Raw genomic sequence first — 23993 nt, 5'->3', positions numbered from 1 at the left:
GCAGTCTCCACGACGACCGGACGTTTTCCGATCGTCATGAAACCGATGACTGCCCTGGTTCAGGCAGTGTGAACAGACTCCAGGTTCAACAGTGTGCAGACCCGATCTGCCAGTTGCTCAACTTCAAACGGCTTCTGCATAAAGTCGTTCGCGCCGGCTGCTTTCAGATCATCAATTTTGTCTGCCTCGACCATACCACTGATACAGATGATTTTCACATCGTCCATGGATGAATCACTGCGGACCCGCTGACAGACTTCTTTACCGTTAATATCAGGCAGCATCACGTCCAGAATAATGATGTCCGGATGATATTCTTTGACCATCATCCCTGCATCGAAGCCGTTGTTCGCAACACGAATTTCGAAGCGTGAATCGGCTTCCAGAACGTCGCGAATCAACTCTACCAACTCTTCGTCGTCGTCCACAATTAAAGCTTTGCGCTTCCCACTTTCCAGGGCATCAGTGGGAATTCCGTTGTCCTTCATGAACTTGAACAGAACATCGCGCGGAATACGTCGAAAACGAGAACCGGGTACCCGAAATCCCTTTAATTGGCCAGAATCAAAACAGCGAATAATCGTTTGTTGACTCACTTTGCAAATCTTTGCGGCTTCGCCTGTGGTAAAGACCGTTTTCATATTGCTCATCCATCCTTTGAAGACCCGACCCTGTTGAGCGGGAAAGACCAAGCGCTGTAAGGTTATTACGACATGCAATAACCGAGCCCCTGCGCAGGTGCCCCAGTGACCCGTTCACTGATCAACCTGCCTGAAACTGACATCTCCATAATCAGCCTCTTATCTATTCACTTGAATCCAGTCAATTGAATTCAGGTAAAGCGATAAAAAACCGCATCCTCCAAGGTGCAGTTCTGTGGCCCGTCACTTGCCAAACGCTACTGATTGGCCAGACGTCACAGGTATCCCACATGGATCCAAACGCCAAAACTTTCAATACCGCTTGACTTTACCAGTATTATCAATAATTCCGATTGTATCTATTCTGACGATTTGGTCAACACGCATTCGCGCGGTTGACCAATTTATTGAAATAAACATGTACAAAACATGAACTTAGAGAAAGTCGAGCAGGCTGAAATCGTACTATTTTAACGAAGAGTAAGTCAGACAGTTACGCAGCGCGCAGCACAGAACTGACACATTCACAATGAGTTATGAGAAAAATTCTTCCAGAACGGAAAATTTCAGGTCGCCATGCGGCTGCTGCTATTGAGATACAGCACCAGGACGGTCAGATCTGCGGGAGTCACTCCACTGATCCTTCCTGCCTGTCCAATGTTGCGTGGTTTGACACGTCCGAGCTTCTCTTTGGCTTCATTTCTCAGATTGGGGACCAGCTGATAGTCAATATGGTCAGGTATGTGCAGTGTCTCTACGTTCTTCTGCTTTTCGATCTCTGCAGTCTGACGACGGATATAACCAGCGTATTGGACCTCAATCAGCGTCTGTTCGATGGCTCTCTCCGAAAGCGGCATCTCCTTGAGGGCCGGAGCAATTTCACAGATTTCTTCCCAGCCTGTGTCCTGTCGACGCAACCATTCTTCCAGCGTGTTCCCCTGGTAACGGGTTCCCTGAATGAACTGTTTGACCTGGTCAATCTCGGCTTCATACGCCTGGTACTTCTGCCAGCGTTCATCATCGACCGAGCCTACTTTACGCCCCAGCGGTGTCATCCGGCGGTCTGCGTTATCCTGTCGGAGCAGCAGTCGAAACTCGGCCCGTGAAGTAAACATTCTGTAAGGCTCATCGACGCCTTTCGTCACCAGATCATCAATCAGCACCCCCAGGTAGGCCTGATTCCGATCCAGAATCAGGTCTTCTTTACCAGCCAGCTTCAAAGCTGCATTCAAACCGGCCAGCAGCCCCTGCCCGGCTGCCTCTTCATAGCCCGTCGTTCCATTCAACTGACCAGCGAAGTAGAGACCGGAAACCCGTTTCGTCTCCAGCGTCGGCTTGAGCTGCGTCGGGGTTGCGAAGTCATATTCGACTGCGTAGCCGTACCGCATAATCTCGGTCTGCTCCAGTCCCCGAATCGAATGAATCATCTTATCCTGCACATCACGAGGCAGACTGGTGGAGATCCCATTACAGTAATATTCGTTGGTGTAACGTCCTTCCGGCTCCAGAAAGATCTGATGAGAATTCCGTTCCGCGAACCGGACGACCTTATCTTCGATCGACGGACAATAACGCGGACCAGTCGAATTAATCTGCCCCGAATACATGGGTGCGCGGTGCAGATTCTCGTTGATCAACTGATGCACATAGTCGTTGGTTTCTGTCAGATAGCAGGGCATCTGCGGCTGTGTCAGCTTCTCTGTCAGATAAGAGAACGGCTGCGGTGCTTCATCACCGGGCTGTTCTTCCAGTACAGAGAAATCAATGGTCCTTCCATTCAGACGGGCGGGAGTTCCTGTTTTGAATCGCTGCAGTTCAAAGCCAAGCTGGGCCAGGCTGTCAGACAGGGTTCCCGTGGTCCCTTCTCCGGCGCGGCCCCCTTTGGTTTTAGCTTCACCGGTATGCATAATCGCCTGCAGAAAGGTTCCCGTCGTCAGGATTACGGCTTGCGCTCGATAACAGGCATCGCCGTGTACCAGCACTCCAGTGACCTGATCCTGCTCCACAATCAGACTTTTGACCATCTCCTGGCGTAGCGCCAGATTGTCCTGCTGCTCGACTTTCCACTTCATGCAGAACTGGTACGCTTTTTTGTCTGCCTGGGCCCGGGGACTGTGCATCGCCGGCCCTTTGGAACGATTCAGCATCCGAAACTGGATCCCGGTCTCGTCAATCACCCGACCCATTTCGCCCCCCAGCGCATCGATCTCACGCACGATCTGCCCCTTGGCGACTCCACCAATGGCGGGATTGCAGCTCATCTGACCGACGGTGTCGCAGTTCATGGTTAACAGGGCCGTTTTCGCTCCCAACCGGGCCGCAGCCAGAGCGGCTTCGCAACCGGCGTGGCCGGCACCGACAACAACGACATCATAATCATACGTGACAGAGTAACTCATGGTTCTTCTTTGCAGTTCAGAGACGCCTGGCGTGCTAACTTATCGAAACAGGGGACCCGCATCGGGGGGATTGAGCTTCAAATGCTCCAATGCCGCCATCGTGACGATTCGCCCGCGGGGAGAACGCTGAATGAAACCGGAACGCAGTAGAAACGGCTCGACTTCATCTTCCAGCGTATCAGCCGGGATATTCAGACTGTGTCCCAGCGCCTGGACTCCTGCAGGCCCGCCGGAAAATGTCTTGATCAGAGTCTCCAGGTACCGGCGGTCCTGGCGTTCCAGACCAATCTGATCGATTTCCAGCATGTCAAATGCCCGCTTGACGACTTCATCGGTAATATTACCATCTGCCTTGCTCGTCGCAAAGTCCCGCGCCCAGCGTAACAGGTTATTTGCCTTACGTGGGGTGCCTCGGCTGCGGCGGGCAATTTCAAAAGCAGCATCGTCAGTGATCGGTGTTCTGAGTTTGCGGGCATTCCGCCGCACAATTTCGATCAGATCCTGGTCTTCATAAAAATCGAGGTGCTCGCGACGAACAAAGCGATCCCGCAGCGGCGCGGTCAGCATCCCGCTGCGTGTCGTCGCACCAATAACGGTGAATTTCTGCAGTTTCATATTCACCGTCCGGGCATTCAATCCTTCACCCAGGGTGATATCGACTCGAAAATCTTCCATGGCCGGATAAATAAATTCTTCCACGGTCGCCGGCATTCGGTGAATTTCATCAATAAACAGGAACGAGCCGTGGCTGGCATTGGTCAGGTAAGGCAGCAGGTCTTTTGGGGCACTGAGTGCAGGACCAGACGTGATCTGCAGTTCGGTTCCCAGTTCGCGAGGCAATACGGACGCCAGGGTCGTCTTTCCCAGACCAGGCGGACCATCCAGCAGCAGGTGCCCCAGCGGCTCATTCCGCTTTCGGGTCGCATCCAGGAAGACCTCCAGACGTTCCACGACCTGTCGCTGACCGACCACTTCACTTAAGCGTTGGGGCCTGAGTTCGTCATCGTATTCAGGATCATCAGCCAGATAGCCGGAATTCCAGCCCCCGCCACCACCGGAAAAATCATCTTCCGGCTCGTCTTCCCCTCTAATTACAGGCTCACGAACCATAGTTTCGACCAGGACCTTATGTATATCACCCGGAGACCCCACGGCCTCTGCGAATCGGCTGGTATCATAGCAGACAGACTCCCCTGACGTAAAACCCAGACAGGCAGGCTCTGGAGAATTCTGACAGCTCGAAAGTCGAAAAAGTTCACGGTGAGTGCGTAATCTGCGCGTAGGCTACCGCTTTGACCAGTAATACATAAGAGTAAAAGAAGACCGTCGCCGGAAGGCTCAGCAGAATGGCTCCTCCCAGCACTGCCTCAAATGGTAGTTCCAGAGAATACACCAGCAGAAACGAGATCCCAAATAATGCTGCGACTCCCAGCAGAACCAGCCCAAACAGCGAAAGAAATATCAGAAACAATGTCAGCAGATTTCCCTTGGTGACATCAACCGACTTGCCGAAAGCATCGACCCCGGGCAGGTTTCGGTCTACCAGCAGATAGGGATAAGGCCAGAACATCAGGGCCAGTACATATCCCAGCAACGCAAAAATCAGATTGGCAAAGAAGATGAGTCCCTGAAACAGGATTGTGCAGAGAACCATCCGGCCTATAAAAGGTCTGCCCGCGAACAAGTCCCCCATGACGGGCTGATGGTCTCGCGCCACTTTCAGAAACAGGAGCACTTTTCCCAGCTCACAGTAAGCGGCACCATAGAGCGTCACAATGACCAGGATCAGCCCCAGAAATGCCACACTCAATACCATCAGAGGACCTTCCGGCATCACCGAATCCAGCCCCATGCAGAACAGAATAAAGCCACCCAACAGTAGTCCTGCGAAGCAGGCAAACAGAATATTGGCCAGCAGCGGACCGAGTAGACAAAGCCCCGGGTATTCCCAGAACAGCTGCCAGGAACGGTCCAGGACCTGCCCGACTTTGATTGACTGATACTCGTCTGTTGTTACTGATTTCCGGCTAAGGATCTCTCCACAATCGGTACACGCGTCATCGGATTTGAGGTTCACAGCCCCGCACATGGGGCATTCCACAGTCTCAGTGGCAGGCTGCCGGAGGGGTGGTTCCTCGAAGAAATCGTCGTAGACGTCAGCAGCCAAAGAGTCATCGGGACGCGGAACGGAAATTGTTTCAGTGCACTGAGGGCATCGTGCCAGGCTTCCCGCCTTATCGTCAGGAGCAGACAATACTTTCTGGCAAAACGGGCACTCAAACTCAATCGTCAACGAATCAGGACTTTCTCAGATGATTTCGCGGCGTTTCAGCAACCATCAATTACTGGTTAGTCATTTCGGCGTAGGCAACCGTTTGAAGCATGTAAGTAAAGGGGACAATCAAGATCAAACCGACGAACAAAGTCACAATCCCCCCGACCACCGTGATCAGGAAGCTTAAAATGGACAGCCCGAGGAAATTCAACTTGTTGCCGGCCATGACTTCTTTTGCCTTTTTAAATGACTCAATCCCCGGCAGATCCCGATCGATCAGGATAAAAGAGTAAGGCCAGAACATCAGCAACAGAATGATTCCGGGAATGATCAAAGCGATGAATCCCAGCGTGACTACCAGTCCGTAAATGATACTGCAAAGAATCATCCGCCCCAGAAACGGACCTCCACTGAAGAGTTCATTGAATTCAGGGTTCTCTCCGCGGGCCAGTTGCAGGAAGACCCTCTGCCCTCCCAGCTGAAAATAAAACATGACACAGTAGGTCATGAAATTCTGCATGAGCGCCAGGACTGCAATTGCCACCAGGGTCCCTTCTCCGCGTCCTCCTCCCTGCAGGACCGCATTCTGGACGATCTGCATGAAAATTCCGATGACCATGGAAGCCACAAAATAAATACTGCCGGCGACCAGAGGAATGGCAATGACCATTCCGAGATTGGCTTTATAAAGCTCCCAGGCACGGGAGAATGTGTCATTGATGCTGAAGATCCGGGGTTCCCATCCACCTCGACCAGAGCCAGTCGTTGCTTTCAGGGTCTCACCGCAGTAGTCACATTTCGCAGCGCCTGCAGGGACCGATTCACCACACATCGGGCAAACCTGCTGACCACCGGCGAGAAAACTCTGTTCCTCGCTGACCGTCTGCTCTCCCAGAAAGCTGGACTCCTCCGGGACGGGGGCGTCAAATTCACCAAAGCCATCGTCAGCACTGACATCTGCTGTCGGCGCCGGTACGGTCACCGCTTCGCCGCACTGGGGACATTTTGCTCTGCGGCCGGCTTTGTCGTCTGAAGTTTTGAGAACTTTGTCACAGTGTGAGCAACTAAATTCAATCGTCAAGCCGCTGTCCCCCTCAAAATCAGGTTGTCAATGTTGTTAGCTATTCGGCCATGACCTCGGCCATGATTTCGTCTGGAATGTTGAAGTTCGCTGTGACGCTCTGCACATCATCATGGTCTTCCAGTGCTTCCATCAGTTTGAGCACTTTTTTACCATCTTCCACGTCCAAGTCTACAGTTGTCTCGGGAATCCGTGAAATTTCTGCCAGATTGGTGGGAATCTGTTTCTGTTCGAATTCATCTGCCACCTGCTGGAATGCTTCCACACTGCAGGTCACCTCGTAGACATCGCCATTTGCTTTAACGTCATCGGCGCCCGCTTCCAGGGCGATTTCGAACAACTCATCCTCTTCCACGTTTTCACAGGGAACCAGAAACAGTCCCTTCCGCTCAAACATCCAGGCAACACAACCAGTGCTGCCCAGATTACCGCCGTGTACTTCGAAGATTTTTCGAACTTCCCCTGCCGTCCGGTTGCGGTTTTCAGTCAGAATATCACACAGCACGGCGACACCGGCTGAACCATAGCCTTCATAAACCAGTTCTTCAAAATTCTCTCCGGAGAGTTCGCCGCAGCCTTTTTTGACAGCCCGGTCGATGTTCTCCTTAGGCATACTGGCCTTGCGGGCTTTATCGATCGCATAACGCAGGGCCAGGTTCATTACCGGATCCCCACCCCCATGCTGAGCAGCCACGATGATAGCGCGACTTAATTTGCCAAAGAGTTTCCCTCGCTTTTTATCTACCACCCCTTTCTTGGCGGCGATATTAGCCCAGTGTGAATGACCTGCCATGGATGTATTTCGCTTAACTCAATATAGGTGGAAGATGTCTGCGCGGAAATCACGCAGCATGGAATGGATTTGTGCCAATAGTACAAAAACTCACAGGGGATTGAAATCGATCACTGACTCAGTTTTTGCTGGATCTGATCAATCAGTTTGGTGTCAGGAGGAGTTGCTTTCCGGGCTGCTTCCAGAGCTTTTTTCCAGAGTTCAGCAGCCTGCTCGTTCTTATTCAACTTATGGTAGCAATCTGCCAAATGGTCCAGGATCGTACTGTCTCCCCCTCCGGGAAGTTTGCTGGCCTTTTCCAGATATCCCACGGCCTCTTCGTACTTCTTCAGCTTGAACAGCACCCAGCCCATACTGTCGAGGTAAGCCATGTTGTCTGGTTCCGACTTCAGAGCAATCCGGATCATCTTTTCCGCCTTCTCCAGGTTCTTTCCCTGGTCTGCATAGAGATATCCCAGATCGTTGTTGATCGAGGGACTGCTCGGATCTTCTGCGAGCATCTCCTCAAGCACTTTCTCACCTTTGGCGATGTCCCCCTTCTGAACATAACTGTTTGAGAGCATCATCTTGACCTCATAGATCCGGTCTTGCTGCTGAGGATATTTTTTCATGAAGCTCTGAATCTGCTCGATTGCATTATCCCAGTCATGTGCATGGTAGTAGATCCAGGCATGCTGATAGTCGAGCATCGGAAATCGCGGAGCAGCCTGGCGTGCTTCCTCGTTGACTTTGAGGGCCGCTTCAGTCTCTCCATTCCGCTCCAGTGCGTCAGCCAGAAACGACATCAGGTTAATTCGCTGCGGTGCCAGCAAAGGATTCTCAACCGCTTTCCGCAACAGGTCAGACAGTTCGCCGTACTTCCCTTCCTCGCGCAGTAAAGTGCTGTACTCCTGCAGAATCAACAGCGTCCAGTTACCACGGATCTGGGGTTTAGCGTGTTTCCCTGCTGCATCAATGGCGTACTCGTAAAATTCTCCAGCAGCCTTGTTGTCACCCGCTTCGGCCGCCAGTTTGGCAATGATGAATGCCGAAAAGACATCGACTCCCGGCGGATCTTTCTTTTTTTGTTTTTGTGCTTCTGCGACCAGGGCATTTACCAGCTTCTTGTCCTCAGACATCCGCTGCAGGTCCGGCTGAATTTTGCGGATTCCTTCACCGGACTGCACGATTTCAGAGAGGGTTGTAATCAGTTGTTCGTATTTCTGATTCTTTTCATAAAGCCTCAAGAGACCTGCCAGCCCCTCGATGTCTGATGATTCTCCGATTGATGCCTTGTAAGTCTTTTCGGCGTCATCGAATCGTCCGGCCTCTCCATACTGCTCAGCCAGGTAATAGTGCAGGGTCCGGTTATACTTGTCTTTTTCAGCCAGTTTTTCCAGACGGGGAATCAGTTCGTCTGACTGATTCAAAGCCACCAGAATTTCTCCGAGGAACTCATAAGCCTTGCGTCCTTTCGATTGCAGCTGTTCATCGAAATAAGACTGCAGTGAGTCGAGTGCCTGCTGATACTGTTTCGAACGATAGTAGACCTGCGCCAGGTGATACTTGAGAATCCCGGGACGCCCCTTCTGTGATTCTGCTGCTTTGTTAAAAGCTTCCACAGCCAGTTTCAGACGATCGGTCTCCAGAAATGACTGACCAATCCGCTCGAAAAGCTTGCCCTGCTTGGCTTCAAGTTGAGCCCGGGTATTGAATTCGAACGTATAATCATCCGGCTTGGTCAGCGCCTTAAATACGACTTCCCAGCACTGGGCCGCTTCTTCCTTTTTCCCCAGACGTTCATACAGATTGGCCTGATCGTGTTTGATTATGACGTAGACACCAGACTTCTTATCGATCGCGGGAGACTCGGAAGCCTTCTCCAGAAAGTTGACCGCTTCTTCAAAACGGCCCTGACCAGCCATATGCAGCCCCAGTTTCCGCATCAGCTCATAATCACCCGGATCGAGCTCGACGGCTTTCTGGGCATATTGAATGGCTTCGTCTGTTTTATCCAGTCCGGAGGCCAGACGAATCAGTACCCGGTAAATTTCGAGTGAATTCGGATTGTCTTCCATCGCCAGCTTATACGCTTCATACGCTCCGACGAAATCGTTGCGTGCTTCGCGCATCCGCCCTGTCATATACCAGGCGGCGGAATCAATCTTTTTCTGCTCGGTTTTCGAACGAGGCTTGGCAGGCACAAAGGGGAGCGTCACATCATCCGCAATGCCCTCTTCCAGAGTGATCACTTTAGGCGAGGCCTGCTTTTGAGCTGGTTCATCTCCCTTCTTCCCGGGCATCTCTGCCGTAAGCGCCGCTGGAATGAGAAGAAGCAAAACGGCGGGCAGGAACAGCCAGCCACAGACTGGCATTTTGATAGACCGACTCATAATTTGAACTCCATTAAAAACAGAGATTTCATTTACTCTCGAGTGCATTCCCCAACCGGTATTCGTCGGACATCAGTCAGCCCGAGCGGATCAGCTACAGGAAACGCCACAGACAGCCCTGATTCGGGCTGTGGAAAACAGTGACAGCATCAGCAGATACAATCAATGCGTGCATCCATTGTAACGCGTTTTCACTATCTTCTCCAAGCCTGCTTTTGCCGGAATCCCGTTTTTTCAGCTGGGACTCTAAAAGAATACGCATACCGTCCATGTGAAGAGGGGAAGCGGTAGCGGTACAAAACAGCAGAAACTCAAAAGCGTCAGAGTAAAGCAGCTCTATTTTTTAGTCGACGAAGACTTCTTCGGCACCTTCTTTTTGGTGGTCTTTTTTGTCGCTGAGGTCTTGGCAGCCGTTTTCTTCACAGCCTTTTTAACTGACTTGGTCTTTTTGGCTGGAACCTTCTTTTTGACTTTGGTGACCGCCTTCTTGCCTTTGACAGCAGCCTTCTTTTTCTTCACTGTCTTCTTTTTCTGCTTCGACAGCGGATTGGCAAACAGATCTTCCAGCCGACTGGGAGCATCCATCAGATCCACGCCATCCTCGGGCAGCGGATTCTTATCCAGATTAAAATCAGCCTGCAGTTCTTCATCGGTGGCCAGACAACGCAGCAGGTGACTCAACAGAGGAGCATCCGATTTCCGCGCGGTTGATTTCAGGCTGTCACTGGCAGTCTCAATACTCTCATCCGCAGGCAGCAGGCCCAGCCATTTGCTGGCATTCAGGATCTTCTCATCTGCCGGGACCAGGTGACTGCCCAGCACCACCTGTAACGTATGATTCAGCACAAATGGCGTCAGAGCCTTCATGCGGGTCAACTGTTTCTGAGCCTGTTCCAGGGTCTTCTTACGCATCCCTTCCAGGTCAAAACAGAATTCCTTATCGAAGACATACTGCAGTACCGAGCGGATTCGATACGAACGCCACTCCGCATCACCCACAGAAGCAAAGACCGGTTCCAGTTCGGAAATGGTGCTGACCCGAATCTCGTTCAGATCATGGAACCCGTCGAGCAGATCTTCCAGCACCTGATCTGCCAGCTCGTTCGTTGTATTCTCAAGACAGATGCCGTGCAGGATCGTTTCCAGGACAGGACGGTCGTATTTGGGTAATGTTGCTGAATACCGCTTCTTCAGGAGCGTCATCAACTTTTTGCAAATCGCCTGTTTATCCGACGTCGATATTTTTTTAGCAACCATATCTGTCTGCGTAATATTTGAGTTATTTCAAAAGGAATGAATATGAAAACAGCGTCTGTGCTTACTCACATCAACGCTGTCCCTCAATCTTCCGGTGGCGCCTCTTCAAGAGGACCATCTTCTTCAGAAGAAAGATGCTGTGTGGCCTCTTCCTGTTCTCTCTCGTGTTGTAACTCATCCAGAATACGAAGCGTATCCATGGTATCTTTGACGGCAGTGTCCTGGACAAACTTGATCACCGGCGTGTAGCGGGTCTGAATGCGATCTGCAATTTTGGACTGGATGAACCCGCGGGCCGACTCCAGTCCATGCATACAGAGTGCTTTTGTCCGCTCATCTCCCATGATCGAAATATAGACCTTGGCTGACTGCACATCAGGTGCAACTTCAACGTGTAATACTGTCACATTGCTGATCCGAGGATCGCGCAGCTGAAACAGGACCGTTGTACTTACCGTTTCTTTTATCGCCTGAGCGATTTTTGCTAGTCGACGTGATGTCATTCAGTTCTCGCCTGCATTCCCTGTCTGATCGCAGCTGCTTATGAGCTCGAATCCAGAGTTCGTTTGACTTCGTTAATCCGGAATGCTTCCAGCAGGTCTCCCTCTTTAATGTCATTGAAACCGGACAAGAGAATACCGCACTCCATGCCTTCCCGAACCTCCTTGACATCATCTTTCTCACGCTTCAGCGACGCAATCGGATACTGATTCAGAATTTTCTGATCCCGGATCAAATGCACCCGGTCATTGCGGTTGATGGTTCCATTGAGAATCCGGCAACCGGCGATCTTTCCAAAGCGGCTGATCGAGAATGTCTGCAGTACGAGTGCCCGCCCCGTCTGTTCCTGCACCAGTTCAGGTCGCAGCAGGCCTTCCAGTGCAGCCCGGATATCATCCACAACTTCATAGATGATGCTGTAGCGACGGATCTCGACATCTTCCTGAGTTGCCAGGCTCATCGCCCGGTCTTCAGCAACCACATGGAAGGCGATGATAATCGCATTGGAAGCGGTTGCGAGATAGACATCACTCTCGTTCACACCGCCAATACCTTCGTGCAGGATTTTCACCCGGACTTCCGGATGCTCAAACTTGTTGATTTCGCTGCGAATTGCTTCCAGTGAACCAGGCGTATCTGCTTTGATAATCAGCGGCAGATCCTGGATCGCACCTTCACGGGCCGACCCCAGAATGTCATCCAGCGTTCGAGGTCCACCGCTATGACGCGACAGAACATCGGTTCGACCTTCGTGGCGACGCTCTTCAGCCAGTTCACGGGCCTGTTCGATATCGCCCACAACCACAAAGTGGTCACCAGCACCAGGCACTGAATCCAGACCTGTCACCTTGATTGGAGTGGATGGTGGAGCCTCTTCAATCTGCTGATCCTGGTCATCATACATCGCACGGATATAACCATAGGATTTACCGCAGATCACGGCATCGCCGATCCGCAGGGTACCCTTCTGAACGATCAACCAGGCGACTGAACCACGACCTTCGTCGCGGAAACCTTCCAGACAGACCCCGACAGCCGGTCGATTGGGATTGGCTTTGAGTTCATGCAGTTCAGCGGTCAATAGCAGGGTTTCGAGCAGGTTATCCAGGCCGGTCCCCTTGAGTGCGGAAACACGCACGACTTCTGTTTCACCACCCCACTCTGCGGGCAATACATTCTGTGCTGTCAGTTCCTGCAGCACTTTCTGTTCGTTAATGTCAGGCAGGTCGATTTTATTCATCGCCACGACCATCGGAACTTCCGAGGCTTTCACATGACTGATACTTTCTGCAGTCTGAGGCATCACACCGTCGTCTGCAGCAACAACCAGGACAACCATATCGGTTACGTTAGCCCCACGGGATCGCATTTCACTGAATGCCGCGTGACCAGGAGTATCAACAAACGTCAGTTTATGGCCATTATATTCAACCTGGTAAGCGGCGATGTGCTGGGTAATCCCACCGGCTTCACCTTCCACAACCTTGGAATTACGCAAGGTATCAACCAGAGTCGTCTTACCATGGTCCACGTGACCGAGTACGGTGATGATCGGAGGACGTGTGACGAGATCTTCGGCAGCATCTTCCTGCTCCACGATCTCCTCAACCAGTTCCAGAGCACCTTTCTGCTTCTTGAATGTCAGATCCACGCCCAGTTCCATGGCGACGGCCAGAGCAGTGTCCTCTTCGATTATCTGATTGATGGTGACCATCTCACCGAATTCTTTGAACATGATCGACATGATTGTTTTTGCCGGACGTCCCATCGCTTCCGAGAGACTCCGCACTGTCATTGGCAGTTCCACTTCAGCCTCTGTCTTGTGAACGATATTGGAAGAATCATGCTTACGCCTGGACCGGCGAGGCCGACGACCGACGACGTCCTGCTGTTCGCCACCTTCGGTATTAAAACCTCTGCGACCTTCTTTACGCTGCTCGCGACGCTGTTTTCGAGCCTCAACCAGGCTCAGGCTGCCCCGACGCTGTTTCGAATCATCGTCCTGCACGTCGCGATCTTTGTCGCGTTTCTTCTGCTCTGAATGCTGAGCCAGATGTGCTGCCAGAGGACTTTTTTGTTCCAGGATATCTGCTGTCAAACGCACCTCAGGCTTCTGCGCCTTCTCTTCTTTTTTCTTCTGCTTGGGAATCACGGGCTGTTTGTAGGCCGGTGGAGCAGCAACGGAAGGTAATGCAGTATTTTTCTTCGATTTGGACTGGGGTTTGGAAGACCGCGGAGAACCAATCGGTTTCATCTCGCGGATACTGGAGGTCGGCGCGCCCCCTGCCGGAACATAATCATCACGGCTCATTCCCTGATCGGTTTCAGGTTTAGTTTCGTCTTTGGATTTCGGAGCTTCTTCCACCTGTTCTTCGGTAGCTACAGGCTCTGAAACCTCTTGAGAAGGAATATCTGTTTCCGAAGCAGCCTGCTCAGCAACTGCTGCTTCAGTCGCGTCTTCCGTCTGCTCAACATCAGCGGAAGACACTTCCTCTTCTAGTTCCGGCTTCTCTTCTTCGGTGCGTGCTTTCTGAGAGGATCGGGATGGCTGAGGACGCGAGGTCATCGCTTTGATCGTCCGCATCTTCTGAGGCTCCCTTTGGGGGGCCATCGCAGCCTGTTCGGTCTGATCACTGGCTCCTTCAGCAGGCTGATCCTGCTTCTGGAGGTAATCAATCACGATATCGCGCTCCTCGGGCGTGATGCTGGCCAAAGCGGAGTTTTTGAGCTTCACCCCCGCCTTGTTACATTCATCGATCAGCACCTTGCTGTCCATTCCCAACTCTTTTGCAAGAGCAAAAATACGAATCTTCAACAGCCCTTCTCCCGTGAACAAATCGGCAACTTGCCTGCAGGCTTTCTCAGCCCCGGCACCCTGCCAGTTGAGGCATGCGCCTCTTGACACTTACTCGTAATAAAACGATTTATTCCTGCTTTTCTGTCGACTCTTCCGCTTCGCTTTCCACCTGCAAAGGCTCTTCCGTGGAACTCGACACATCTTCAGAATCGGTCGTTTCTTCTGTCTGAGTTTCTGCAACCGACGGCTCCTCTACTGGTTCCGACTCGGTTGCAGTTTCTTCAGACTCAGCAGTTTCAGTCTCTGCTGCACTCTCTTCAACAACAGGCGCAGCTGCTTCTTCCGACTCCGAGGTAGCTGCCACATCGGACAGTCCCGGAGCAGGTGCAGCCGGTGCCTTTGCCGCCGGCTGATTCTGCTGCGCGTGTTTCATTGCTTCTTCTTCCGCTTCCACCCGCTCGCTTTCACGATCGGCAACCTCGACAATCTGCTCGCACTGCTCGGCGGTCAGACCGCCCAGTTCGGCCAGCTGATCCGGCTCAATCACTGACAGATCGTAGTAACTGAAGAAGCCCTGAGAGACCAGGCTTTCAGCCAGCTCTTCAGAGACTCCCGGAATCGAGGAAAAGGCTTCCACGGTTTTATCAAGCTGCTCGTCCAGTTCGGTCTGAGTCATGACTTCAATGTCCCAGCCAACCAGCTTCGATGCCAGACGCACATTTTGCCCCTTGCGGCCAATAGCCAGAGGCAACTGATCATCTCGCACCAGCACGATCACCCGGCCCAGCATCGGACAGAGGATCACATCTTCTACCTCTGCAGGTTGCAGTGAATTAGGCACCAGTACCTGCAGCGAATCGTTCCAGCGGACGATATCAATTCGTTCGCCCGCCAGTTCATCAACAATATTTTTAATCCGGGCACCACGCATCCCCACACAAGCACCGACACAGTCAATGCTGCTGTCGATACAGGAGACGGCGACCTTCGAGCGATAACCCGCTTCGCGTGCCAGCGACCGAACATCAATAATCCGATCGGCCACTTCCGGAATTTCCAGTTCAAACAGACGACGCACCATGTCAGGATGAGTTCGCGAAAGAATCACTTTCACCCGGCTGCCCGCCTTACGGACATCCAGAACGATCGCCCGCACACGGTCATTTACACGGAATGATTCGCCGGGAATCTGCTCGCCACGCGGCAGAATACCTTCGATTTTCCCCAGGTTAATCAGTACCGCGCCACCTTCCACCCGGGACACTGTCCCGGAAACGGACTGGTACTGCATCTCCATGTATTCATCAAATACCGTATCGCGTTCTGCTTCACGGATCTTCTGAATCATCACCTGCTTAGCCGTCTGGGCTGCCACACGTCCCAGGATTTCTCCCAGGATGTCCTGTGCCAGCTGTTCCTGATTACAATAGACGGTTGGCTCGCCTGATTCACGATCGATGTCGACCGTCAATTCCTGATCATCCCCAAAGTGTCGGCGGGCCGCTGACAGGATCGCCTGCTCAATCCCGCTGAACACGATCTCTTTATCGATGCTCTTATCGCGTTGAATCGCATCAACAATTCGGAGAACTTCCTTACCGTCCATAATGTGTTTCCTTCATTCGACAGTTGATAATTCAACTGACTCGAAAACTACTCAAACAAGACCGCTGTCGGTCATATTTCTATCTGTTATCAACTGAGCCCTGAGGACTCAACTGGTTTATGGCCAGGCCATTAACAAAAAAAAGCGGGAACATGCCCACTTTATGACTACCCGTACCACCGCAGAAACGGTAGTCAGGCATAGCCGCGATTGGCATTTTTCAATGCAGCAAACGCGACAATCGGATTGGTGAGCAAATGCTCGAGTTCCAACCAGCCTACATATGAGAGGACTCCATTCGAGTTTACGAATGCCGATTCATCACAAAGAAACAAACAGCCAAACTGGCATGTCACCCCTTGCAAACACAATGCCTACTGAACATCAGTATGCAAAACCATTGCGCATAGAGCACCATGGTTAATGCTCTACTCTGAGAAATTAATCTTCGCGCGTTCAGATGTCAAGCACCGCAGGCAACTATTTCACAACGACTTAACTTCAGCGCTTCCGCTTACCAGAAAGTCAGCGAATCAGTGTTCAATCGGCCAGACCACACAGATACAATTTCCAAATCCTGGATCAGGGACGTCATACGTCCATTTTTCCGAAATCCCGGGGATGGCCGGAAATTGATCTCCATCAAAACGTCAAACTATCATAGTATCATAGGAGAACTCCCGGATTCGTCGACCCTTTTTCTGCGGATCCGGGTTTGTAGTATCTGAATATCAAGCCTGAAATTCAATAAGGACAACTCATCCATGGCTCGCTTACTGCCTGCACTGATCCTCTGCCTGGGGCTTCCCCTCGCCGCGGCAGCCCAACCAACCGCCACCACCAACGACCCACTCGCTCAACTGAAAATGCAGGCCGATCAGGCCCAGCAGCAGGGCGACTACAACAAGTCCGTCCAACTCGCCTCACAGGTGCTGCAGCAGAAGCCTGACGACCATGTGGCCTACTACCTGCGTGCCAGCGCCCGCGTGGAATCAGGTCGGGAACAGGGAAACACCCAGACGATCCGGGAAGGTGTCAGTGATGCCCGTGAAGCCATTCGCTACAGCCAGAACCAGAACATCAATTACTACCTGCCCTACCTGTACGGCATGATGAACCTGGCCGTCATGGAAAACAAGAAAAGCCATGCCGAGACAGCACTGAATGTGGCCAACCAGGTCCTGGCTCGCCCCAACCTGAGCACCGAGGAACGCGCCAACTTCCATTATCAGCGAGGCATGATTTATCTTCCTCTGAACAAGCCCCGCGAAGCGGCACAGGACTTCTCAGAAACCATCAAACTCTCACCAAACCATTTCGCCGCCCTGCTCGCGCTGCCCGACGCTTACGCCCTGGCAGGTGAAAACGATCAGGCACTGGCCAGCTTCAATCAGGTCATCGAAAAACAACCCAATTCCCCCGTGGTCTACAATAACCGGGCGATGTTCTACCAGCAGCAGGGAAAGCTCCAGGAAGCAATCAATGACTTCTCCCGGGCAATTCAGCTCGACCCCAACTATCACCACGCCATCACCAACCGCGGCTTCGCCTACCTGGAAGGGGGCAAACCCGACACTGCAGAAGCAGACCTGAGCAAGTCCCTCTCGATCGCCCCTGAACAGCCTTTTGTACTGGGAATGCGTGGGGAAGCCCGCCTGCTGCAAGGGAAAATCGCCGAAGCCATACAGGACCAGACCCGCGCTGTGCAACTCGACCCACAGAACCCCGCCCTGCACTCCGACCTGGGCTTCTCCTACTTCTTCAACCAGAATTACAACGAAGCCCTGACCCAGTTCAACCAGGCCACTCAACTGGCACAGGATCAGATGAAGGTCCTCAACCCCTGGGTCTACCTGGCCATGGTCCGCAACAACCAGAAAGCAGAAGCGGACGCAAAATTCCAGACAGTCCTCGCCGAGAAACCCGAAGCGCGCGACTCGGTCGACATGCTCACCGCATATCTGATGGGCGGCGTGACCGAAGCAGACCTGCTCAAATCTATTGACCAGAAGGACCCGCAACGCGCTAAAGCACAAACCTGTGAAGCACACTACTTCATCGGACAAAAAGCCCTGCTGGCCGGCGACACAGCAACCGCCACCCAGAACTTCCAGCAGTCACTGAATACCGGCATGCGCAACCTGTCCGCCTACCGCGGTGCACAGTACGCACTCAAGAAATTCTGATTTCCCCTGAGAAGACAATAAAAAAAGCCCCGCCAGGATCATCCTGGCGGGGCTTTTTCAATGATTGATTCAAGTTCAGACACCACAGACAACCGAGGCACTGGCCTGGCCGAAAGTCGTGGTACTGATCTTCAGGAACAGCTTATTGTCGGTCGGCTGCGGTTCATTTCGAACGACATTCAACGGACAATCTGCATCCTGAGTTTCGTAGTTTAATGTCGCTGGAATCACTCCCTGCTTCAGCCCCACAAGTGAACCACTGGCTTCCACGATTCCACAAGCAGAACCGGAATTTCCGAAGTAACTCTTTAGGGCAGTAACCGGAATTTCTGTCGCCTTGTCACCAAAGATGTCACAGATCGCCTGGTACTCTTCGACATCCAGCTTGGTATCACCCAAACCGTGGGCATTGATATGACCAATATCTCCTGCTTCGACACCAGCTCGCTTAAACGCGAGTTTAATGGCATTGGCAATCGAAGTCCGGGTATCGGGAATACCATCCCGGCCAACAACACAGGAAGCACCAGTCCCCAGCAGTTCACCCCAGACCTTGGCCCCACGCCTCTCAGCATGAGACTTCTCTTCCAGCAACAGGGAGCAGGCTGCTTCACCCACGACCTGACCATTGCGTGCCTTATCAAAAGGACGAGAACGCTTAGAAAAATCTGCTGGAGAGTCAGCCAGTTCATCCCACATCTTCGCGTGGATCGATTTGACTTCATGTATCCGGGTCCCAGTCACACCAGCGACCATGACATCTGCCCAGTCACGCTCGATGATCCGCTGAGCTTCACCCAGCACCAGATTCCCAGACGCTTCAGCCTGTGTGATCGAGTTACTGGGACCGCGGGCATCCATCACGATTCCGATGTGACAGGCCGGCATGTTCGGCAGATATTTCAACAGCCAGAGCGGCTCCATCTTGGGAAGCCCGTCTGACCCCCATCTTTCGTACTGGAACTCAGTGCCTTCGGTGCTGGCCATACAGGCCGAGTAAAGCACTTCAGGAGGGCTGAGCATCAGGTTCGCACCAAACTCAATCCCGAAACGTTCACTGTCGACGGCTTCCAGGTCAATCCCTGAATCATCCATCGCCAGATTCGCAGAAGCAACTCCCAGCTGGATTTCGCGGCACATCACTTTGAGGCTTCTGCGCTGCTGCTTCAGATACTCTTTTTTGATTGTACTGTCATTGAAATCGGCGACTTCAGCCACGCAGCAGTCTGGCGCTGCCAGAAACTCATACAGCTCTGATTTTTTAATGCCCGAAGTCCCCGACATCAGGCTGGCCTGAAACGCTTCTGTTCCAATTCCGATCGGGCTGAGAATCCCCATCCCGGTAATCAGAATTCGACGTCGTGATTCTGTATTCATTTGAATCTCTTTTGAAAGTCCCGCTAATCGAATATGCCGGCTGCTTGTGAATAATGTAACTTCATCGTAGAGGATAATCCGGTCCAGACAAGACTTTTGCCTGCCTCAGCACTAAAAACCCTCATACCGGGATTGATACTGCTGATTTTCAGGACGCCGAGACCAACTGATGAGCGACTGCTTTGGACTTGAACCCAGCTCAACCACGAAAGCAGACATTCATACACTATTCTGACCCAGTAATGTACCGGCAACAGGAGATAGTCAAGACAATCAAGGCGCGATTTTCAAGCCTGACGCGACTGCCAGATCAATAATTATCCGGGAAATCTCCCCGGGAGCAGCAGGATGCCCATCGAGCACCAGGGAGATATACACACGAGCACACACCCGGCAGCAGAACAAACCCCGGAATTATGGGGCTTTCTGCATAATCAGACAGGCGTTGTGCCCACCGAAGCCGAAGCTGTTCTTCATGACCCGTTCGAGTTTCATTTCGCGCGGCTCATTGGGAACATAATCGAGATTGCACTGCTCGTCTGGATTGTCCAGGTTGATCGTAGGTGGTGCAACCTGCTCCATCAGGGCCTTGACACCCACCACGAACTCGACACCACCAGAAGCCCCCAGCAGGTGCCCCAGATGCCCCTTCGTACTGGAAACGGGCATCGACTTGACGTGCGAACCGAAAACGGTGTTGATGGCCACGGTTTCTGCAACATCACCCAGCGGAGTACTTGTACCATGCGTATTGATGTAATCAATGTCCTCCGGGTTGAGCCCTGCGTCCTTGATTGCATGCAGCATGGCACGGGCTGCACCACGACCTTCCGGATCGGGAGCCGTCATGTGCGTGCCATCAGCAGACATACCATAACCGACCACCTCAGCCAGAATCGGTACACCCCGTTTCTTAGCGTGTTCATACTCTTCCAGAACGACGATGCCGGCACCTTCCGCCATCACGAACCCGTCGCGATCACGATCGAAAGGACGACTGGCTGCCTGGGGATCATCATTCCGTGTGGACAGAGCGTTCATCCGGGCAAAGCCGGAAAGCCCCATCGGGGTAACTGCCGCTTCGCTGCCGCCAGTCACCATGATATCAGCCACATCATTTTGAATCAGCTTATAGGCATCGCCGATCGCATTCGTCGCCGAAGCACAAGCAGTCGCCACAGCACTGTTGGGACCTTTCAGCTCATATGCAACTGAAATATTCCCGCTGGCAGCGTTGACCATCAGCTTGGGGATCATGAAAGGCGATACTCGCGCCGGCCCCTGGTTGTAGAGCTTATCGTGCTGGTTTTCAATTTCATTCAAACCGCCGATACCACTGCCAATCAGGACGCCTCTGCGATAAGGATCTCCCTCAAATCCTTCCAGCTGTGCCTGGCGGTAGGCAATATGCGCCCCAACCAGACCAAACTGGACGAAGCGATCAACTCGCTTCAGATCTTTTGAAGAAAGATTCGTATAATCGGCTGCGTTGAAATCCTTGATTTCGCCGCCAAAACGGACTTTGTAGTCGGAGCAGTCAAAACGTTCGAGGGGACCGATACCGCTTTTACCAGCGCACAACTTGTCCCAAAACTCTGAGACATCTAAACCCAGAGCCGTTACGACAGAAACTCCGGTAACGACGACTCTCCTGCGCATCCGAGAACACTTCCTACAATGAAAAGACAGGACCCTGTAGATTCAAAACGCTTGTGGTTTTTGTCTGATTAACGCGTATTTAATCAGCTGGCTTTTTCAGTGATATAGCCAACCACATCACCAACGGTTTTGATTTTGTCATAATCATCGTCAGGAATGGTGACATCGAATTCATCTTCGAATTCCATTACCAGTTCGACAATGTCGAGCGAATCAGCCTTCAGGTCGTCGATAAATTTGCTGTCCAGAGTGATGTCTTCTTTAGGATGGCCTAACTGCTCGCTTACGATACCAACCACTTTTTCTTCAATTGACACGCTTCTTCTCCTTCACCGTCTTAGTGATAGTTTTTACTTTTTGTATGGCTGGAAACATCTTTACCATATCAACTTGTATGGATTCACCAACAGTTGTAGCGATGATATATCCAGTTTCCCGATTTATGTAAACCTTAAAATGCGACAAGAATTATGAGTCTTGTCTACTCCACCAGAGTTCTCTCATAATCAGCCTCGACCAACTTTACCAGCCCGAGAACTGCTGATTTTGCCTTCTGATAGAATTTCCCTGTCGGAGCCTCGTAAGTTGTTGTAGCACAGATCGATAGAATAGATCAAGCTCTGAATTTTTCAGACAGATGAACCGGAACTCACTACTGCCCTTTTGCATGCACTTTCGCATCTGAGGCACTTTCGCCCCGGATTTCCTATGAATCGTTAACCGTCTCACAGGAAATCTTGCGATCAATACGCTTCATCAGCCCCTTGAGAACTTTCCCAGGACCGATTTCATAGAACTCATCAAACCCCGCATCCAGCATGGCGCGGATTGAATCCTCCCAAAGCACAGGACTGAGAACCTGACGAATCAGTAATTCGCGAATCTCATCCGGATCTTCATGAGTTTTAGCGTCCACGTTGGAAATCACGGGAATTTCCGGCTTTTTCAGCCCGACCCCTGCCAGTGCTTCAGACAGCTTACTGTCAGCCGGCTTCATGATTTCTGTATGAAACGCACCAGCCACCGCCAGGGGAATCGCACGCCCACCTTCCTGTTCAGCCAGTTCCGCCGCCCGCTCGCAGGCGCTGTTTTCACCTGACAAGACAATATTACCCGGACACAGGTAATTGGCGATCCAGATCCTTCCAGCGGAAGACGCCGCCTCACAGATTTCTGCCACCTTATCCCGGTCCAGCAACAGAATGCTGACCATACCGGAAGGGTTGGCATCCGCAGCAGCCTGCATGGCTTCACCGCGACGCTGAACGACCCGCAGGCCATCCTCGAAACTCATCGCACCGGCAAACACCAGAGCCGTATATTCCCCCAGGCTCAATCCGGCTGTCATTTCGCACGCCAGAACCTTATCGGGAGAATCTGCCCGCAGCATTTCCAGAGCCGCCAGACTGGTCACAAACAGAGCAGGCTGACTGATGACCGTAGAGTCCAGTTCCTCGCTTGGCCCTTCGAAGCAGAGCTTTGCCAGATCATACTGAAGAATATCTGCAGCGCGATCAAACAGCTCTTTCGCCGCCGGATATTTCTCGACGATGGTCTTACCCATACCTACATGTTGAGCACCCTGTCCGGGAAACAAAAAGGCGATTCTGCTCACGGGTCGATCCCTCTAAATTGAACTTGCGCTGATCTAGTTATGACGCCGCTATATTAAGCTACCGGCTTTTGAGCCAGGTGTTCGGCGATCTGGGAATTGATGCCACGATCCTTGAACATGATACTTCCTTTCAAGGCATTCGTGATAGAGTGGGCGTCGCTGGAACCATGACAGATAATGCAGATCCCGTCAATTCCCAGCAGCGGAGCTCCGCCAGTCTCATGATAGCGGAATCGCTTGGCCATCTCCTGAAACGCCTGCAATGCCTGCCCTTTCTCCTTGTCGAGGCTCCCCAGAATCTGCTGCGACGCTTCCTTCATCAGAAACTCGGCCATACCTTCACTGACCTTGAGCACAACATTTCCGACAAAACCTTCACAGATCAGAACATCGGCCTCGCCCTGGTACAAGCCCCGTCCTTCGACGTTACCCACGAAGCTCTCTTTAAGCGGGCTGTCGTTCAGCAGACGATAGGTATCACGATAAAGATCGTTCCCCTTAACGTCTTCACTGCCGATATTGATCAGACCAACTTTGGGTGATGCGACGCCCAGCACTTCGCGTGCATAGATCTCGCCCATGACTGCATACTGATACAGGTGCGCCGGACGAGCAGAAGGGTTTGCCCCAACGTCCATCAGAACAGCGTGACCAGCAACAGTTGGCAGCGTGACGGCAATCCCGGGACGCTTGACTTCTTTGAGAAAGAGCCGCGTCTTCAAACCGGATGCGACTACCGCACCGGTATTGCCTGCACTGACAACCGCATCCACTTCGTGCGCCGCCATCAGTTTCCAGCAGACCGAGATAGAGCTGTCAGGCTTTTGCCGCATGGCTTCGGTGGGTTTTTCTTCCATCCCCACCACCTGACTGGCATGCACGATCGACAGACGATCTCCGCTGTAACCGGAAGCCTCAATCTGTGATTCAAGAAGATCCTGCGGACCCACCAGCACCACTTCCAGAGCGGGTTCCGCCTGCAATGCGTCGATCGCTCCCTTTATGTTCGGTTCAGGGGCAAAATCTCCCCCCATTGCATCCAGTGCAATCCGCATGGGTGCTTAGTCCTCAGTATCAACGATGGTTCGCCCCTGATAGAAACCACAGTGAGGGCAAATGGCATGAGAAGGGGACGCGGTACCACATTGGGGACAATAGGTAGGCTTGCTAGCCTTTACACCATTGTGACTGCGTCTCTTACGAGAGTTGGATTTTGACATCCGTCTTTTTGGAACTGCCATGAATCAGACCGCCTTAAAACACCTGACTTAACTTAAACTGTATTAGTAAAACAACTTACTGCATATTGACAGCATTTATATCATTCAGTGAGCGCACCGGGATCACTCCCACCCACCTTTCTGACAGGAATCGCACATACTACGCAATTTTTAAAACAACTGTCAAGCTACAGGGCACACATCAGACGATATC

Annotated in this window: 18 protein-coding genes; 1 reads left to right on the top strand and 17 read right to left on the bottom strand. The window is 52.1% G+C overall.

The annotated features are described in order from the left end of the window. Window positions 1-59: 59 nt before the first annotated feature. The 11 genes from HG66A1_RS05915 to nusA form a co-directional block, all read right to left on the bottom strand. Entirely contained in the window at window positions 60-641 is a 582-nt protein-coding gene (locus HG66A1_RS05915; RefSeq protein ID WP_145037498.1) for a response regulator, read from the bottom strand. A 566-nt stretch (window positions 642-1207) separates the two neighbouring features. Next, window positions 1208-3040 carry a tRNA uridine-5-carboxymethylaminomethyl(34) synthesis enzyme MnmG gene (gene mnmG, locus HG66A1_RS05910; protein WP_145181285.1) on the bottom strand — a complete coding sequence of 611 codons (1833 nt, stop codon included), beginning with the start codon at window positions 3038-3040 and terminating at the stop codon, window positions 1208-1210. 39 nt (window positions 3041-3079) lie between these two features. Next, complete coding sequence (ruvB, locus tag HG66A1_RS05905) at window positions 3080-4150, bottom strand: Holliday junction branch migration DNA helicase RuvB (RefSeq protein ID WP_145181284.1); 1071 nt, start codon at window positions 4148-4150, stop codon at window positions 3080-3082. A gap of 145 nt (window positions 4151-4295) precedes the next feature. Further along, a complete protein-coding gene (locus HG66A1_RS05900; protein WP_145181283.1) occupies window positions 4296-5333 on the bottom strand; it encodes a hypothetical protein in 1038 nt (345 codons plus the stop codon). A 49-nt stretch (window positions 5334-5382) separates the two neighbouring features. Continuing rightward, complete coding sequence (locus tag HG66A1_RS05895; RefSeq protein ID WP_145181282.1) at window positions 5383-6396, bottom strand: zinc ribbon domain-containing protein; 1014 nt, start codon at window positions 6394-6396, stop codon at window positions 5383-5385. A 40-nt stretch (window positions 6397-6436) separates the two neighbouring features. After that, window positions 6437-7189 (bottom strand): YebC/PmpR family DNA-binding transcriptional regulator, encoded by a 753-nt coding sequence (locus HG66A1_RS05890; protein ID WP_145037486.1) that lies wholly within the window; start codon window positions 7187-7189, stop codon window positions 6437-6439. 110 nt (window positions 7190-7299) lie between these two features. After that, window positions 7300-9561, bottom strand: coding sequence for a tetratricopeptide repeat protein (locus HG66A1_RS05885; protein ID WP_197997000.1), 2262 nt, complete (start codon window positions 9559-9561; stop codon window positions 7300-7302). A gap of 336 nt (window positions 9562-9897) precedes the next feature. Next, window positions 9898-10764, bottom strand: coding sequence for a hypothetical protein (locus HG66A1_RS05880; RefSeq protein ID WP_145181280.1), 867 nt, complete (start codon window positions 10762-10764; stop codon window positions 9898-9900). 137 nt (window positions 10765-10901) lie between these two features. Further along, complete coding sequence (gene rbfA, locus HG66A1_RS05875; protein ID WP_145037480.1) at window positions 10902-11321, bottom strand: 30S ribosome-binding factor RbfA; 420 nt, start codon at window positions 11319-11321, stop codon at window positions 10902-10904. Between the two features lie 38 nt (window positions 11322-11359). Further along, on the bottom strand, window positions 11360-14134 hold the full coding sequence (gene infB / locus HG66A1_RS05870; RefSeq protein ID WP_145181279.1) for a translation initiation factor IF-2: 2775 nt from the start codon (window positions 14132-14134) through the stop codon (window positions 11360-11362). 109 nt (window positions 14135-14243) lie between these two features. Continuing rightward, on the bottom strand, window positions 14244-15722 hold the full coding sequence (nusA, locus tag HG66A1_RS05865) for a transcription termination factor NusA (protein WP_145181278.1): 1479 nt from the start codon (window positions 15720-15722) through the stop codon (window positions 14244-14246). Window positions 15723-16486: 764 nt separating this feature from the next. On the opposite strand from nusA, the gene HG66A1_RS05860 reads away from it, so the two are divergent. Continuing rightward, on the top strand, window positions 16487-17908 hold the full coding sequence (locus tag HG66A1_RS05860) for a tetratricopeptide repeat protein (protein ID WP_145181277.1): 1422 nt from the start codon (window positions 16487-16489) through the stop codon (window positions 17906-17908). Window positions 17909-17983: 75 nt separating this feature from the next. On the opposite strand, the gene HG66A1_RS05855 is transcribed toward HG66A1_RS05860, so the two are convergent. The 6 genes from HG66A1_RS05855 to rpmF form a co-directional block, all read right to left on the bottom strand. Beyond that, the gene (locus HG66A1_RS05855) at window positions 17984-19285 is read right to left on the bottom strand and encodes a beta-ketoacyl-[acyl-carrier-protein] synthase family protein (protein ID WP_145181276.1); all 1302 of its coding nucleotides are present in this window, start codon (window positions 19283-19285) and stop codon (window positions 17984-17986) included. Between the two features lie 414 nt (window positions 19286-19699). Further along, a complete protein-coding gene (gene fabF / locus HG66A1_RS05850) occupies window positions 19700-20944 on the bottom strand; it encodes a beta-ketoacyl-ACP synthase II (protein WP_145037469.1) in 1245 nt (414 codons plus the stop codon). A gap of 83 nt (window positions 20945-21027) precedes the next feature. After that, window positions 21028-21261, bottom strand: coding sequence for an acyl carrier protein (gene acpP / locus HG66A1_RS05845; RefSeq protein WP_002649181.1), 234 nt, complete (start codon window positions 21259-21261; stop codon window positions 21028-21030). A gap of 389 nt (window positions 21262-21650) precedes the next feature. After that, complete coding sequence (gene fabD, locus HG66A1_RS05840; protein ID WP_145181275.1) at window positions 21651-22559, bottom strand: ACP S-malonyltransferase; 909 nt, start codon at window positions 22557-22559, stop codon at window positions 21651-21653. A gap of 53 nt (window positions 22560-22612) precedes the next feature. Continuing rightward, on the bottom strand, window positions 22613-23614 hold the full coding sequence (gene plsX, locus HG66A1_RS05835) for a phosphate acyltransferase PlsX (RefSeq protein WP_145181274.1): 1002 nt from the start codon (window positions 23612-23614) through the stop codon (window positions 22613-22615). A gap of 6 nt (window positions 23615-23620) precedes the next feature. Continuing rightward, complete coding sequence (rpmF, locus tag HG66A1_RS05830; RefSeq protein WP_145037464.1) at window positions 23621-23800, bottom strand: 50S ribosomal protein L32; 180 nt, start codon at window positions 23798-23800, stop codon at window positions 23621-23623. Window positions 23801-23993 lie beyond the last annotated feature (193 nt).

It is taken from the genome of Gimesia chilikensis (assembly GCF_007744075.1).
Classification (GTDB): Bacteria; Planctomycetota; Planctomycetia; order Planctomycetales; family Planctomycetaceae; genus Gimesia; species Gimesia chilikensis_A.
This window is presented reverse-complemented; position numbering and strand designations above follow the sequence as displayed.